General features: G+C 72.3%; 8 protein-coding genes. 4 read left to right on the forward strand and 4 right to left on the reverse strand.

What is annotated here, in order from left to right; genetic code table 11:
- Nucleotides 1-36 precede the first annotated feature (36 nt).
- The 3 genes from D7V80_RS15400 to D7V80_RS15410 all read left to right on the forward strand — a co-directional run bounded on the left by D7V80_RS15400 (nucleotide 37) and on the right by D7V80_RS15410 (nucleotide 4,974).
- Nucleotides 37-1,440, forward strand: coding sequence for an MFS transporter (locus D7V80_RS15400; RefSeq protein ID WP_120588879.1), 1,404 nt, complete (start codon nucleotides 37-39; stop codon nucleotides 1,438-1,440).
- Nucleotides 1,437-3,875 carry a penicillin acylase family protein gene (locus D7V80_RS15405; RefSeq protein WP_120588880.1) on the forward strand — a complete coding sequence of 813 codons (2,439 nt, stop codon included), beginning with the start codon at nucleotides 1,437-1,439 and terminating at the stop codon, nucleotides 3,873-3,875. The genes D7V80_RS15400 and D7V80_RS15405 overlap by 4 nt, the downstream gene beginning before the upstream one ends.
- Before the next feature lie 418 nt (nucleotides 3,876-4,293).
- Nucleotides 4,294-4,974: a Crp/Fnr family transcriptional regulator gene (locus D7V80_RS15410; RefSeq protein WP_120588881.1), complete on the forward strand. Its 681-nt coding sequence runs from the start codon at nucleotides 4,294-4,296 to the stop codon at nucleotides 4,972-4,974.
- Between the two features lie 3 nt (nucleotides 4,975-4,977).
- Here D7V80_RS15410 and D7V80_RS15415 read toward each other — a convergent pair whose 3' ends face one another.
- From D7V80_RS15415 to D7V80_RS15430, 4 genes are all read right to left on the reverse strand, one after another.
- On the reverse strand, nucleotides 4,978-6,519 hold the full coding sequence (locus D7V80_RS15415) for an adenylate/guanylate cyclase domain-containing protein (protein ID WP_120588882.1): 1,542 nt from the start codon (nucleotides 6,517-6,519) through the stop codon (nucleotides 4,978-4,980).
- Between the two features lie 14 nt (nucleotides 6,520-6,533).
- Complete coding sequence (locus D7V80_RS15420) at nucleotides 6,534-8,552, reverse strand: protein kinase (protein ID WP_120588883.1); 2,019 nt, start codon at nucleotides 8,550-8,552, stop codon at nucleotides 6,534-6,536.
- A 157-nt stretch (nucleotides 8,553-8,709) separates the two neighbouring features.
- Entirely contained in the window at nucleotides 8,710-9,576 is an 867-nt protein-coding gene (locus D7V80_RS15425; protein ID WP_120588884.1) for an NAD-dependent protein deacetylase, read from the reverse strand.
- A 66-nt stretch (nucleotides 9,577-9,642) separates the two neighbouring features.
- Nucleotides 9,643-12,771, reverse strand: a complete 3,129-nt coding sequence (locus tag D7V80_RS15430) for a tetratricopeptide repeat protein (RefSeq protein WP_120588885.1) — start codon at nucleotides 12,769-12,771, stop codon at nucleotides 9,643-9,645.
- 180 nt (nucleotides 12,772-12,951) lie between these two features.
- Here D7V80_RS15430 and D7V80_RS42760 point away from each other — a divergent pair, with 180 nt between their 5' ends.
- Nucleotides 12,952-14,328 (forward strand): TonB C-terminal domain-containing protein, encoded by a 1,377-nt coding sequence (locus D7V80_RS42760; RefSeq protein ID WP_370452496.1) that lies wholly within the window; start codon nucleotides 12,952-12,954, stop codon nucleotides 14,326-14,328.
- Nucleotides 14,329-14,417 lie beyond the last annotated feature (89 nt).

Here is a 14,417-nt window from a genome sequence, read left to right on the forward strand (position 1 = left end):
TTGACCCTCCTGCCCCCCAGGAGAAAGAGACGTGGAATGAGCCTCGCGCAACGCCTGACCATCACCCAGCCCATGCGGGTCTTCTGGATCACCTGGTTCGGCCAGCTCATCTCGATCCTCGGCTCCGGCCTCACGTCCTTCGGCGTGGGCGCGAAGGTCTTCCTGGACACGCGCTCCACCACGCAGTTCGCGCTGCTGTCCTTCTTCGCGCTGGCGCCCATGGTGGTGCTGTCCCCCATCGCGGGGACGCTCATCGACCGGTGGGACCGCCGCCGCGCCATGCTGCTGGCGGACATGGGCAACGGCTTCACCACCATGCTCATCTTCGGCATGTTGCTGGCCAGCGAACGGGGGCTGTTCAAGCTGGAGCCCTGGCACTTCTACCTGCCCGTCGCCCTGGGCGCGTGCTTCGGCGCCTTCCGCTGGCCGGCCTTCTTCGCCACGGTGACGCTCATCGTGCCCAAGCAGCACCTGGGCCGCGCCAACGCCATGGCGGAGGTGGCCAGCGGCGCCAGCCAGATCCTCTCCCCCATCATCGCGGGAGCGCTCATCGACAGCGTGGGCCTGAAGGGCGTGCTGACGGTGGACGTCTGCAGCTTCTTCATCGCCGTCACCACGCTGCTGATGGTCCGCTTCCCGCGGCCCGCCGCCTCCGCGGAGGGCCAGCAGGGCAAGGGGTCGCTGCTCGCGGAGATGAAGCAGGGCTGGGCCTTCATCAGCGCGCGCAAGGGGCTCTTGTCCCTGATGGCCTTCACCGGCGTGGCCGTGCTGTGCATGGACCTGGTGGTGCTGCTGATCACCCCGCTGGTGCTCGCCTTCACGGACATCTCCACGCTGGGCAGGATCGCGTCCATCGCGGGCGTGGGCGCGCTGCTGGGCGGCATCGGCATGGGCGTGTGGGGCGGCCCCAAGAACCCGCTGTACGGCATCCTCGGCTTCCATGCGTTTTCGGGCGTGGTGCTCTTCCTGGCCGCGCCGTCGCCCAGCGTGCCGCTCGTCGCCACCGCCGCCGCGCTCTACCTGTTCACCATGCCGCCCGTGATGGCGGGCATCCAGTCCATCTGGCAGCGCAAGATTCCCGCGGACCTCCAGGGCCGCGCCGCCGCCGTGAAGCGGATGATCATCCTCTGCGTGTCGCCGCTCGCGGCCCTCATCGCGGGGCCTCTCGCGGATGACATCTTCGAGCCGGCCATGCGCGAGGGGGGCGCGCTCGCTAGCAGCATGGGCCGCCTCTTGGGCGTGGGTCCGGGGCGCGGCATCGCCGTCATCTTCATCGTCCTGGGCCTGCTGACGCTCACCAACGTCGCGGCCGGGTGGCTCAACCCGCGCCTGCGCAACCTGGACAAGGAGCTGCCGGACGCGCTCCCGGACACGCCGTCCGCTGCCCCTGACGACACCGCCGCCCCCAACGCCCCGACTGCTGGAGCCTCCGCGTCATGAGCGCCTTCACCCAGGTCCTGCGCATGCTGCGCATGTTGCCGTCCGCCATGGCCGTGGCCACCCCGGGCGTGGGCCCCTGGCTCGCCCGCCGCCGCTGGACGCGCGAGGAGGGCACGCTCACCCTGCCCGGCCTGCACGGCAAGGTGGAGGTGCTGCGCGACACGTGGGGCGTGCCGCACATCTTCGCCAACGACGAGCACGACCTCTTCTTCGCCCAGGGCTACGTGCACGGGCAGGACCGGCTGTGGCAGCTGGAGATGAGCCGCCGGCTGGTGGACGGCCGGCTCGCGACCCTGCTGGGCCCCATGGGCGTGTCCGCGGATCAGTTCTTCCGCACCATGGGCCTGCGCCACATGGCCGAGAAGTCCTGGGAGCAGGTGGATCCGGAGGCGCGCGCCATCCTGGAGGCCTACAGCACGGGCATCAACGCGCGCATCGCCGCGGAGCCGCTGCCCTACGAGTTCACCGTGATGGCCACGACGCCCACGCCCTGGACGCCCGTGGACTCGCTCGCGCGCGGCAACCTGCTGGCGATGATGCTGGGCGGCAACCACCGCCTGGAGCTCTTCCGCGCGCGGCTGGTGGCGGCGGTGGGTGAGGACGTGGCCAACGCGCTCCTGCCGCAGAACGCGCCAGAGACGCCCCTCATCGTCCCCAAGGAGGCGCGCCTGCCGGGCCTCAAGGACGTGAAGGCGATGTCCGGCCTGGACAGCGTGGACGCGGTGATGGGCGACCCCAACATCGTCTCCGGCAGCAACAACTGGGTGGTGCACGGCCAGCGCACGAAGAGCGGCCAGCCGCTGCTCGCCAACGACGTGCACATCCCGCTGAGCATGCCGTCCACCTGGTACGAGAACGGCCTGCATGCCGGCCGCTTCCAGCACGTGGGCTTCTCCCTGCCCGGCGTGCCCATGCTGATTGTCGGCCACAACGGGAAGGTGGCCTGGGGCATGTCCAACCTGGGGCCGGACACCCAGGACTTCTACATCGAGAAGCTGGACGACCCGAAGGCGCCCACGAAGTACCTCTACCAGGACGTCTGGCACGACCTGGAGGTGCGCCGCGAGGAGATCCCCGTCAAGGGCGGCGCGCCCGTGGTGCTGGAGGTGAAGAGCACCCGGCACGGACCGCTGATGAACGCCGTCATGGCGGAGGAGCTGAAGAACAGCGAGCCCCTGGCGCTCAAGTGGGCGCACCGCGAATGCCAGCCGCTCATCAACTCGGTGCTGAAGCTCAACCTGGCGACGGACTGGGAGTCCTTCCGCGCCGCCATGAAGTGCTGGGAGGGGCCGGGCCAGAACTTCGTGTACGCGGACACGGCCGGCAACGTGGGCTACCAGGCCACGGGGAAGATCCCCATCCGCCAGGGCCACCAGGGCCTCATCCCCATGCCGGGCTGGACGGGCGAATCCGAGTGGACGGGCTTCATCCCCTTCGAGGAGCTGCCCGCGTCCTTCAACCCGCCCGCGGGCTACGCGGCCACGGCGAACAACAAGATTACGTCCGACGACTACCCGCACCTCATCGCGCACAACTGGTTCCCGGGCTACCGCGCGAAGCGCATCACCGACCTGATTGAGGCGGGCACGCAGCACACCGTGGAGTCCATGCGGGACATCCAGGCGCAGACGTACTCGCTGCCCGCGGAGGCGCTGCGCCCCTACTTCCTGGCGGCGGCGCTCCCGGCGGACGACACCCAGCGACAGGCGGTGGAGGCGCTGAAGGCGTGGGACCTGCGCTTCGAGCCGGAGGCCGTGGGCGCCACGGTGTTCCAGGCCTGGTACATCGAGGTGCTGCGCAAGCTGCTCCAGCACAAGCTGGAGCCGTCGCTGGTGAATCAATACCTGATGGGCCAGTACGAACGGCACGGCAGCCTGCACATGCCCTTCGTCATCGGCCTGATGTCCCAGCCGGACAGCGCCTGGTGGGACGACCCGAAGACGCCGGAGAAGGAGACGCGCGACGACATCCTCCGCGCGGCCCTGGGCGTGGCCACCGCGTGGCTGACGAAGACGTACGGCCCGAAGCCGGAGGCCTGGGCCTGGGGCCAGGTGCACCAGCTGACCTACGCGCACCAGCTGCTGGGCGGGCCCGCCATCCCCGGCCCCATCCGGCGCGTCTTCAACAGCGGCCCGGTGCCGGCCCGGGGTGACAACTACTCCGTGGACGGCGCCTCGTTCCTCTGGAGCCACCCCTTCAAGGTGGTCCACGGCACCGCGCTGCGGATGATTGTCGACCTGGCGGACCTGTCCCGCTCCGTGTCCATCCACTCGCCGGGGCAGTCGGAACACCTGTTCCACAAGCACCGCGACGACCTGATGGAGCTCAACCGCAAGGTGGAGTTCCACCCCATGCTCCACACGCGCCAGGCCGTGGAGCAGCACCGCGAGGCCACGCTGACGCTCACGCCCGCGGTGGCCCTGGTGGCCAAATAAAACAACCCGGACTTGAAGGCCGTCACTCCCCCCGGAGCGACAGGCCTTCAGGCCCGGGTTCCATTGCTTTCAGGCTCCAGCGGGAGCCGGCACTCGTATTCGCGTCGAGTTCCCCCTCAGAAACTCGACGCTTCCCCCTTCTATGTGCCAGCCCCTGCGGTCCCCCCCATTTCCCGCGCATGCCGCGGTGAGCTAAGAAGTCCCCCGACTCCCTGACTCACCGTGTCGCTGCTGCGCGGGCCCCCCTGCTTCCCGTGCTGCGATGAAGGAACAGTACCGGGAGCCCCTGTTTCGATCTGTGAAGCGGCCCACAGGCCCGGTGTGAAGGCGTTCACACCCGCCGGACTTGTCCGCCAGACCTGGATGGGAGGCTTCCCTACCTGCATCCAGGGATTCCGGGCAGAATGGCGGTCCCCTCATGTCCTACGCGCAGCTGCTGGCCGAAATCCCCATGTTCGAAAGCCTCGGCCGGGAGGACCTGGAGAACATGTCGTCGCTCCTCCAGCCCCGGCGCTTCGCGAGGGGGGAGGTCATCTTCCACCGGGGAGACGTGGGCACCGCGCTGTTCATCATCCGGCGCGGCCAGGTGGCCATCCGGCTCTCCTCCAGCGAGGGGCGCGAAATCACCCTGGCGCTGCTGGACCGGGGGGACGCGTTCGGAGAGCTGTCACTGCTGGACGGCGAGGTGCGCTCCACCGACGCGATGGCGCGCGAGGAGGCGCACCTGCTGACGCTCCAGCGCGACGACTTCCGGCGCTACCTGGAGACGCGGCCGCAGGTGAGCCTGGCGCTGCTGGCGAACATGAGCCGGCTGGTGCGGCGCACGACGCAGCTCGTTTACGACTCGGCGTTCCTGGACGCGCGAAGCCGGCTGGTGCGGGTGCTGCTGGAGCTGGCGAAGACTCAAGGGAAGCAGGGCCCCGAGGGGCTGGTCATCACCCCGAAGCTCACGCAGTCGGAGCTGGCCAACCTGTGCGGCGTCACCCGCGAGAGCGTCAACAAGTGGCTGCGCTACTACGTGCGCGAGGGGATGCTCAGCTTCGAGGGTGGGCAGATCATCCTCCTCCAGCCGGAGCGGCTGGGCCAGGACGCGGAGTAGCCGTCAGCCGAGCACGCGGAAGAGGGACAGCGGCTCGTCGCGGCCCTTCACCCTCACCGGGGCCAGCGGCTCCAGCGCGAAGGCGCCCGCGTCCAGGAGGGCGCGCGTGGCGTCCGTCATCAGCACCTCGCCCGGCCGAGCGACACCGCACACGCGGGCCGCGACGTTGGTGGCGTCTCCCACGGTGGCGTACTGGAGGTAGCGCTCCGAGCCGATGTTGCCCGCGGCCACGGGACCGGAGTTCAGCCCGATGTGGACCTGGATCTCCGGCACGCCCTCCGCCCGCCAGCGGGCGTTGAGGGCCGCCAGGGCCTGCTGCATCTCCACGGCCGCGCGCACGGCCCGGTCCGCGTCATCCGGCCGGGCGAAGGGGGCGCCCCACACGGCCATCAGCGCGTCGCCGATGTACTTCTCCAGCGTGCCCTCGTGGCGGAAGACGACGTCCGCCATCACCGGGAAGTACGCGTTGAGCATGTCCACCACCTGCCGGGGCTTGAGGCGCGAGGACATGGCGGTGAAGCCGGTGATGTCGGAGAAGAGGATGGTGACGTTCGCCTCGCGCACCTCCAGCGGCACGCCCCTGAGCGCCTTCAGCTGGCGCACGACGTCCGGCGGGAAGAAGCGCTGGTAGGCGTTTCGCAGCACCGCCTCCTCCTCCAGGCGCCGCGCCAGGTGCGCGTGGTCCAACGCGATGGCGGCCTGGTTGGCGAAGGCGGTGAGGAACTCCAGGTCCTCGTCGGTGAAGAGGCCTCCCTGCTTGAGGCTGTCCAGGTACAGCACGCCCAGCACCGCGTCCCGCGTGCGCAGGGGCACGCACAGCGAGGCGCGGATGGACTGGCGGAAGACGGAGTCCGCGCCCACGAGCCGCGCGTCGTCCTGAGCGTCGGTGAAGAGGGCCGCCACGCCGCGCGAGTGCACGTAGTCCACGATGTGCTGGCTGTAGAAGCGCTCCGGCAGCGCCCCACCCCTCGCGCCACGGGACACGCGCGGCTCCAGCGTCCCCGTGTCGCGGTCCACCAGCAGCACCGCCGCCCGGTCCACCGCCCAGATTTGAAAGACGAGCTGGACGACGCGCTCCAGGAGCCCGTCCACCGGCCCCGGGGAGGACAGGATCTGGCCCACCTTGAGGAGCACCTGGAGCTTGTCGCGGGTGCGGTCCGGCGAGCGCGTGTCGAGCAGCGCCTCCATGGTGGACCCGCCGGAGAAGCGCGTCTCCAGCGGCTGCGTGCGCAGCGGGCCCCAGCCGTCCGGCAGCGGCGTGTCCAGCGACACCAGCCGGAACCACACCTCCCCGCAGCGGAAGGACTGGCCGTGGCCCAGCTCCTGGCGCGACACGCGGTGCGGCCCCACGAAGCTGCCGTTCTTGCTGTCCAGGTCCACCAGCACCACGCGCCCGCCCGCGCGCTCCAGCCGAGCGTGGCGCCGCGACAGACTGGGGTGCGGCACGCGGATGCCGTTCTCCTCCGTGCGGCCGATGGTGGTGGTGCCCTCTGGCAGCATCACCACCCGTTCATCCACCTGGCCTGGATTGAGGATGACGCGCATGGGCTAGGCGGGCATCAGGTGGGCCCCTTGGCCGTGAAGGCGCCTGGCCGGGGCGGAGAGGCGGGTGCTTCCATGACGGCGGGGGCCACCTGTTCGGAGGTGCGGTCCGCGGAGGACGCGGACTGGCTGCCGTGGCGGGCCACCACCTCGCGCACCGCGAGCGCTTGCCCTCCGGCCCCCGGCAGGTGGCGGTCCCCGGCGAGCCGGCAGTCGAAGGCGTCCTGGAGCCGTGCGGCCAGCGTCTCGCTCACCAGCACCTGGTCGCGCGCGGCCACGGTGGCGAGCCGGGCCGCGGTGTTCACCACGTCGCCCAGCACCGTGTGGTCCAGGCGCCCGCGCCCGGCCGCGCCCACGTTGCCGGACAGCACCGGCCCGGTGTCCACGCCCATGCAGACGCCGTGGGCATACGGAGACGCGTCACCGCCGCTCCACGCCAGGCCCTGCAGCCGCTGCCTCACCGCGAGGCAGGCGTCCAGCGCGCGCGCCACGTGGCCTTCGCCCTGGAAGACGGCCATCACGGCGTCGCCCAGGAACTTGTCCACCACGCCGCCGCGCGACTCCAGCTCCGGGAGGATGACCTCGAAGTTGGCGTTGAGCCGGCGCAGCGCGGACTCCGGCGGGTGCTTGCGGGTGACGGCGGTGAAGTCCGCGACGTCCAGGAAGGCCACCGTGGCGTCCACCTGCTCGCCCGCGAGCCCGCCCGGGCCGCGCACCAGCGGCAGCATCCGGTCCACGATGCCGCCGTGCACGAACATGCGCAGCAGCGCGTTCTCCTCCGTGGAGCGCACCGCGCGGCGCAGCTCCGCCACGTGGCGCACCGTCTTGGCCAGCGTGGACTCCAGGTCGTCCAGGTCCACCGGCTTCACGAGGAAGTCGAACGCGCCCCGGTTCATCGCCGTGCGCAGGTTGGGCAGGTCGCCGTACGCGGAGACCATGACCACCTTCACCAGCGGATCCACCTCGCCCACGCGCGACAGGAAGGTGAGCCCGTCCATGCGCGGCATGTTCAGGTCGCACAGCACCGCGTGCGTGTCCGGGTGCTGGCGCAGGGCCTCCAGCGCCTCCTCTCCGTCGCGCGCGAAGACGAAGCGGTAGACGCCGTCGCGCACGTGCCGGCGGAAGCGCTGGCGCATGAGCAGCTCCACGTCCGGCTCGTCGTCCACCACCAGCACCGTCGCGGCCTGCCCGGCGCGGCCCGCCTCCACCAGCGCGACGAAGGCCGCGGCCAGCTCGCGCGCGGAGGTGAAGCGCTGCGCAAGCGTCGGGTGCAGGGCGCGCTGGAAGAAGGCGTCACCGCTCGCGCCCAGCTCCGGCACCAGCTGCGAGATGGGCACCGCGGGCGGATGGAAGGCGCCGCGCAGGAGCGCGCCCACGGATTCAGCCCCGTAGGGGAACTGGCCGGTGAGGGCGCGGTAGAGCACCACCGCGAGCGACCAGAGGTCCGCTCTCGCGTCCAGGTCCGGATCCGCGCGCAGCTGCTCCGGGCTCATGTAGCGCAGCGTGCCGGTGAGCCCCTCCGCCTGCGCGGGCGCGCCGGTGGGGATGAGCGAGCGCGCGAGCCCGAAGTCGAGCACCTTCACCACCTCCTCCCCGTCCACGTGGGCGAGGAAGAGGTTGGCGGGCTTCAGGTCGCGGTGGACGAGCCCCGCCGCGTGCGCCGCCGCCAGGGCGCGGGCCACCGGCGTGACGAGCGCGGCCACGCGGGCCGGGGACAGGCGCCCCTGCTGGGTGAGGCGCGTCTCCAGGTCCTCGCCCTCCAGCAGCTCCATGACGATGTACGGCACGCCGCCGTCCACGCCGGAGTCGTGCACCTGCACCACGTGCGGGTGGCGCAGCCGGGCCACGGCCTGGGCTTCCTGTTCGAAGTGGCGGTGGGCCTCCGGCGTGCGCGCCACGACGTCGGAGGCGATGAGCTTGAGGGCCACGTGCCGCTGGAGCTGCAGGTCGACCGCGCGCCAGATGGCGCCCATGCCACCGCCGCCAATCCTGCGCTCCAGCGCGTACCTGCCGCCCAGCGGGCGCCCGGTGTCCATCGGCCCTGTGTCTCCGTCCCGGGCACGGCCACAGCGCGCGTGCCTCGCGAAGCCGGGAATGATGGCACACTTGCCCCCTCCCCTGGCGTGCCCATTCGGTGCCGCGCCCGGAGCTCCGGGACCGCCCGGCTGCACGCCCGGTGTGGGAGGAGGAACGTCAGGTGCGGGCCAGCGCCTGGGCGAGCCGGGGCAATACCTCCCCCGCTCGCGCCTCCACGCGCACATCCGCGAGCCCGTCGCCCCGGCTCTCCCCGATGTTGAGGATGCCGATGGGCATGTGCCGCTCCGCCGCGCGGGTGACGAAGCGGTAGCCGGAGTAGACCGTCAGCGACGAGCCCACCACCAAGAGCGCGTCCCCCTCCTCCACGAGCGCGAACGCGTCCTGCACCAGCGGCGCCGCGACGTTGTCGCCGAAGAACACCACGTCCGGCTTCAGCGTCCCGCCACAGCGCGTGCACGCGGGGACGCGGAAGCCCTCCACGGCCTCCTGCGACAGCTCCGCGTCGCCGTCCGGACGCAGCTCCACGACGGTGTGCGCGAAGTCCGGGTTGAGGCCCAGCATCCGCGCCTGGAGCGACGCGCGCGGCTCCTGCGCGCCACACGCCAGGCAGCGCACCCGCGACAGCGCGCCGTGCAGCTCCAGCACGCGCTCACTGCCCGCCGCGTGGTGCAGGCCGTCCACGTTCTGGGTGATGAGCCCGGGCACCACGCCCGCCTTCTCCAGCGCGACGAGCGCGAAGTGCGCGTCGTTGGGCCGGGCGGTGGTGAAGCGCGGCCAGCCCAGCAGGCTGCGCGCCCAGTAGCGCTGACGCACCTCCGGCTGGTGCAGGAACTCGCGGTGCTGGATGGGGTTGCGCACCTTGTGGCGCGTCTCCGGGCCGCGATAGTCGGGGATGCCGGACTCGGTGCTGATTCCGGCGCCGGTGAGCACCACGACGCGGCGTCCGCGCAGCAGCTTGGCCAGGGCGTCCACGCCGGCTTCCGGCGGGAGGGCGGCGACAGGGGAGTCCGTGAGGAGCGTCATTCCACCCTCCGTATAACGTGGCCCGTTCACGCTCGCTCCCGCGCCTTGGCGCTTCTGGCGAGGCGCTTACCGGACGAGCGCGTCCCTGGCGGGGTCCGCGGGCTTCGGCGTGGCCATGGCGGCCTTGATGTCCCTGCGCGCGGCGGGGGGCAGCCTGGCGATCCAACGGTCCATCGCCTGGCGCAGCTCCGGCACGGAGGACTCGTCGTCGGGGAGCGCTCCGGCTTCCTGGCGGGCCTCGGCGGCGAGCCGGACGGCGCGGGCCGGGTCCTTCTTCGCGTCCCACAGCGCGCGAGCCAGCATGTAGCGCGCGGCGGGGCGCTCCGCGGGACGGGGCCGGGCGCGCTCCCACCCGGCGACGGCCTGCTCCAGCGGGGCCAGCGCCTCGCGCGGACGGCCGAGCACCATGTACGTGCGCCCCAGGTCCACCAGGGCCCCCGTCCAGCCGCCGTTCACGTCGTCCGGCAGGGACGTCTGGAGCGCGGCGGCGCGCTGGAAGTACGGCAGGGCCTGGTCCGGCTGATTGCGGTAGCTGAGCGTCTGGCCCATGCCCCGGAGCACCAGCGCCAGCGTGGGGTGGTCCGGGCCCAGGCTCTTCTCCACCTGCTCGAGCGCCGTGGCGAAGCGCTGGGTGGCCTCCTCCAACCGGCCCATGTGCACCAGCAGCGTGCCGATGTTGTTGACGATGATGGCCACCGTGGAGCTGTCGCGCCCCTCCGTCTTCTCCGCGATGCCCAGCGCGCGTTCGTAGAGGGGCAGCGCCTCCTCGCGCTTGCCCTGGTACTGGAGCGCCAGCGCCAGGCTGTTGAGCGCGTCCGCCACCTGCGGGTGGTCCTGGCCCAGCGAGCGCTCCAGCAGCGCCAGCGCGCCCCGGGCCAGCCGCTCCGACTGCACGAAGTCACCCTGCTGCCAGCGCACGCTGGCCTGCTCCAGGCGGATGCGCGCCACGTCCGGGTGCTCGGGCCCCAGCGCTCCGCGCACGGTGCCCAGGGCGCGCTCGTACAGGCCCAGGGCCTCCTCCGCGCGCCCCTGTGAGCGGCGCACCGTGCCCAGCTCCACGCGCACGTCCGCGACCTCCAAGGCCTCCGGACCGAAGCGCTTCTCCAGGAAGGACAGCGCGCGGGTGAGCTGCTCGTGGGCCTCCGGGTAGCGGCCCTGGCGCGACAACAGCCGCCCCAGGTTCATCGCGAGCGCGCCGGCCAGCTCCCTGCTGGCGCCCAGCCGCTCCACCGCGGCGCTGGCGCGCTCCGCGGCCTGCTGCCCCTGGGCGTAGTGGTCCAGCCGTTCGCCCGTCACGCGCACCGCCAGCGTCCACGCGCGAGCGGCGGCGTCGTCGTTGCGGCCGGCCTCCGCGGTCCACGCGGCCTGGAGCACCGTGGCCTCCGCGCCCCGGTAGTCTCCGGCCCCGTCCTTCAACTCCGCGAGCAGCAGCAGCGCGTCCGCGGCACCGGACCAGTCCCCCGCCGCGCGCGCGGCCTGGGCCACCGGCTCCACGCGCGCCACGCCCTGCGAATAGCGGCCGGCGGCGCGCAGCGCCCTCGCGTCCACGAGCGCCTGGAGCAGCGCGACCGTGCGGTCCCTGGCTGCCGGGTCGTCGGGTGAGGAGTGGCCGCGCGACGTCAGCGCCTCCACGTCCGAGCAGCCCGCCAGCGGCGTCAGCCCCTCCACCGCGCGGGGCGCCCGCTCCACCAGGTCCGGATCCGCCTGCGTGAACAACTGCGTGAGCGCGGCCACGTCCGCGAGCCGCGCGTCCAGGCAACGCATGCGCAGCGCCATCACTGCTTCGCTCTGCTCGTGGCGCACGCGGGTGGCTTCGCAGGCCGCCGTGCGCGTCGTCACCCACGCGGCGGTGTACGCGTCCAGTCCCCGGCGCACGTGCCGGAAGGCGTCGTGCGCGAAGCGACGCTGGGTGCCGATGAAGGCCGCCTCCACCGCCTGCTGCCGGGGAGCGTCCCACACGCCGTCCATGGCGCGCGCGGCGCCCTCGCAGCCCGTGGTGTCGCGGCCGTGGAGGACGTGCGTGAGCCCCACCGCGGACAGGAGCAGCAGCGACGCGCCCGCCACGCGCAGCCGCCGCGTCCGGCGCGCCGCCGGGTCCGACTCCAGCGCGGCGATGAGCGCCTCCATGGACGCGTGGCGGTCCTCGGGCTTCACCGACAGGCCCTTCACCACCACCTTGCGCAGCCACTGCGGCACGCCGGAGTGCCGGGGCACGCTCTTCACGCGCCCCGCGTGCACCGCCTGGGACAGCTCCTCCACCGTGGTGCCCGCGAAGGGGCGCTCGCCGTAGAGTCCTTCGTAGAGCGCGGCGCAGAAGCCGAACTGGTCGCTGCGCGCGTCGGTGCGCTCCTCCGGCGGAAACTGCTCCGGAGCCATGTACGCGGGCGTGCCGCCCTCCATGGCGCGCGCGTGCGTGGGGCTTCCCGGCATCAGCGGCGGGGCCACGGCGCCGAACATGATGCGCGACAGGCCGAAGTCGGTGACGCGCACGCGGCCGTCCTGGCCCACGAGGATGTTCTCCGGCTTCACGTCGCCGTGCACGACGCCCACCGCGTGCGCGGCGGCGAGCCCCCGGGCCACGGCCAGGAAGAGTTCCACCACCTGGCGCCACGGGTGCGGACCGTCATGCTCCCACTTGCGCAGCGTGTGCGCGTCCACCAGCTCCATGGCCAGGAAGACCTGCCGGCCGAAGGTGCCCACGTCGAAGACGGAGACGACGTGCGGGTGGGAGACGCGGGCCATGGCCTGCGCCTCGCGCAGCACCTGCGTGCGTCCGGCCTCCGCGCCCAGCCCCAGCGCCTCCACCTGGAGGAGCTTGAGCGCGACGCGGCGGTCCAGCTCCGGGTCATAGGCGGCGTACACGACGCTCATCCCGCCCACGCCCAGCATCTCCAGGATGAGGTAGCGGCCCACCGCCGTGCCGCGCGCGAGCGGCGGCGTGGGCAGCCTCAGGCGCGGCTTCTTTCCGCGCCACGGGTCCACGGCCAGCGTCGCCAGTTGGCTGTCGAGGACCTCCTCCTCCGGAGCGGCAGGCCCGGAGTCCGCGGGCGGCTGCACCTTCAGCGCCTCGGACACCATGCGCCGACAGGAGGGACACGTGTCCAGGTGCTCGTCGACGAGCGCGGCCCTGTCGGAGGGCAGCGTCCCGAGCAGGAGGTCCATGAACGTGGGTTCGTCCAGACAGGCGAGGGGCATGGGAGGCACTTGGAGGGCGGCAGCACATCAGGAGTCACGGCGGGCGTCGAGTCACCCCCGGGACGTTTCATGCGTTGAAGGGTTGCCTGCTCGGCGGGTGGGACGTCGGTTCGCGAACGCACGCGTCCCAATGTGTTGAGACAGGGGGCGCTTTCTGGGAAGTGTCCGAGCATGCGGCGGTTGCGACGTCTCGGATGGGCCGGACTGATATCGCTGGCGCTGCACGCCCTCATCTTCGGGCTGTTGTGGGCGCTGGACCCTCATCCGTCGCCCGCCGGACGCACGGCCCGGCTGCGCGAGAATGCGGTCGAGGTGGAGATCATCACCACCTCCCCTTCCGTCACCCCGCCGGCCCCGGCGCCTCCGGTCCGGGAACCCGCCACGCCGCCGTCCGTCAAACCGCGCGCGCCGGCGAAGGACGTGCCGACGGAGCCTCCTCCAGCGACCGCGACGCGCGCCCCCTCGGAGCCGCCGCCGCCCGTCGCGACGCGCGCCCCCTCGGAGCCGCCTCCGCCTCCCGTCGCGACGCGCGAGCCTGCTCCATCCGAAGACGCTCCGCGCGCGCCCGCGGACGACCTTCCACGCCTGGACATCGCGACCCGCGCGCCCACCGCGGACGGGGACCGGCCCACGGTGGATGCTCCACGCGCGCCGACTCCGGGCTCTCTTCCCCCGAACCTGCTCCCCTCGCCCGGCTCGAGCACGGGGGTCATCATCACGACGCCGGAGAACTCCCGGGGCGAAGGCCGCACGCTGCGCCCCGGCGACCCCAGCCTTTCCGCCGAATCCCTGGCCGCCGAGGAACACGCGCGCGTGTCGGAACGCGTGCAGGGCATCGTCGACGAACGCCGCGCGCGCGACCGCGTGGACACCGGCCGCATCCATCCCTACTTCGGCCAGCTGCGCGCGCAGCTGGAGAAGCAGATGGACGCCCCGCCCCTCTTCGACATGCCCAGCTTCCCCAAGCAGCTGCTGTACTCCTACGCGGAGAAGGCCCGGCAGTTCGGCGCCAGCGGCTCCCCGGGAGCCATGCCCGGGCCTCGCAAGCCCCCCAAGCCGGGCGAGCTCCTCGCGAAGCGCGCCCGCGACGAACCCGGCTACAACCGCCTGCGCGGCCTCTCCCAGGCGGGCGAGGAGCTCCAGGACTTCGCCCACGGCGTCAGCACGATGAAGCTCACCGTCACGCTGGAGCTGCTCCAGGGCCCGGACGGCCTGCTGCGCGAGGTGAAGCTCATCAGCCGCAGCGGCAACCGCGCCTACGACGACTACGTGCTCCAGGCCGTCCCGCCCGCGCTGGGGAAGTCCGCCGCGCCGCCCCCGGACGCGATGGGCGTGCACACGGATGGCATCCGCAGCGTGTGGGCCGTGGAGGGCCGCGTGGTCTACGTGCGCAAGGTCAGCGAAATGAAGAAGGGCACGGACAACATCTACCTCGCCGCCCTCACCGCCGCGGGACTCCTCGCCGGCAACTTCGATGAAACCACCGGCGAGGTCTACGTCATCGACGTGCGCAACCCGCACTTCGAATGCCGCTCGCGCCTGCTGCGCGTCTACTGACTCAGGGCGTGAACGCCGCCGGCCACCGCACGCCTCCGCCCAGGGGCAGCAGCGCCTCCGCCACGTCGAGCAGCGCCCCATCCATCCAC

The organism is Corallococcus sp. CA054B (assembly GCF_003611625.1).
Lineage (GTDB): Bacteria > Myxococcota > Myxococcia > Myxococcales > Myxococcaceae > Corallococcus > Corallococcus coralloides.

What these genes read in the sequence shown, in the direction of transcription:
- D7V80_RS15400 (WP_120588879.1), top strand. Translation starts at nt 37, where the DNA reads ATGAGCCTCGCGCAACGCCTGACCATCACCCAGCCCATGCGGGTCTTC.
- D7V80_RS15405 (WP_120588880.1), top strand. Translation starts at nt 1,437, where the DNA reads ATGAGCGCCTTCACCCAGGTCCTGCGCATGCTGCGCATGTTGCCGTCC.
- D7V80_RS15410 (WP_120588881.1), top strand. Translation starts at nt 4,294, where the DNA reads ATGTCCTACGCGCAGCTGCTGGCCGAAATCCCCATGTTCGAAAGCCTC.
- D7V80_RS15415 (WP_120588882.1), bottom strand. Translation starts at nt 6,519, where the DNA reads ATGCGCGTCATCCTCAATCCAGGCCAGGTGGATGAACGGGTGGTGATG.
- D7V80_RS15420 (WP_120588883.1), bottom strand. Translation starts at nt 8,552, where the DNA reads ATGGACACCGGGCGCCCGCTGGGCGGCAGGTACGCGCTGGAGCGCAGG.
- D7V80_RS15425 (WP_120588884.1), bottom strand. Translation starts at nt 9,576, where the DNA reads ATGACGCTCCTCACGGACTCCCCTGTCGCCGCCCTCCCGCCGGAAGCC.
- D7V80_RS15430 (WP_120588885.1), bottom strand. Translation starts at nt 12,771, where the DNA reads ATGCCCCTCGCCTGTCTGGACGAACCCACGTTCATGGACCTCCTGCTC.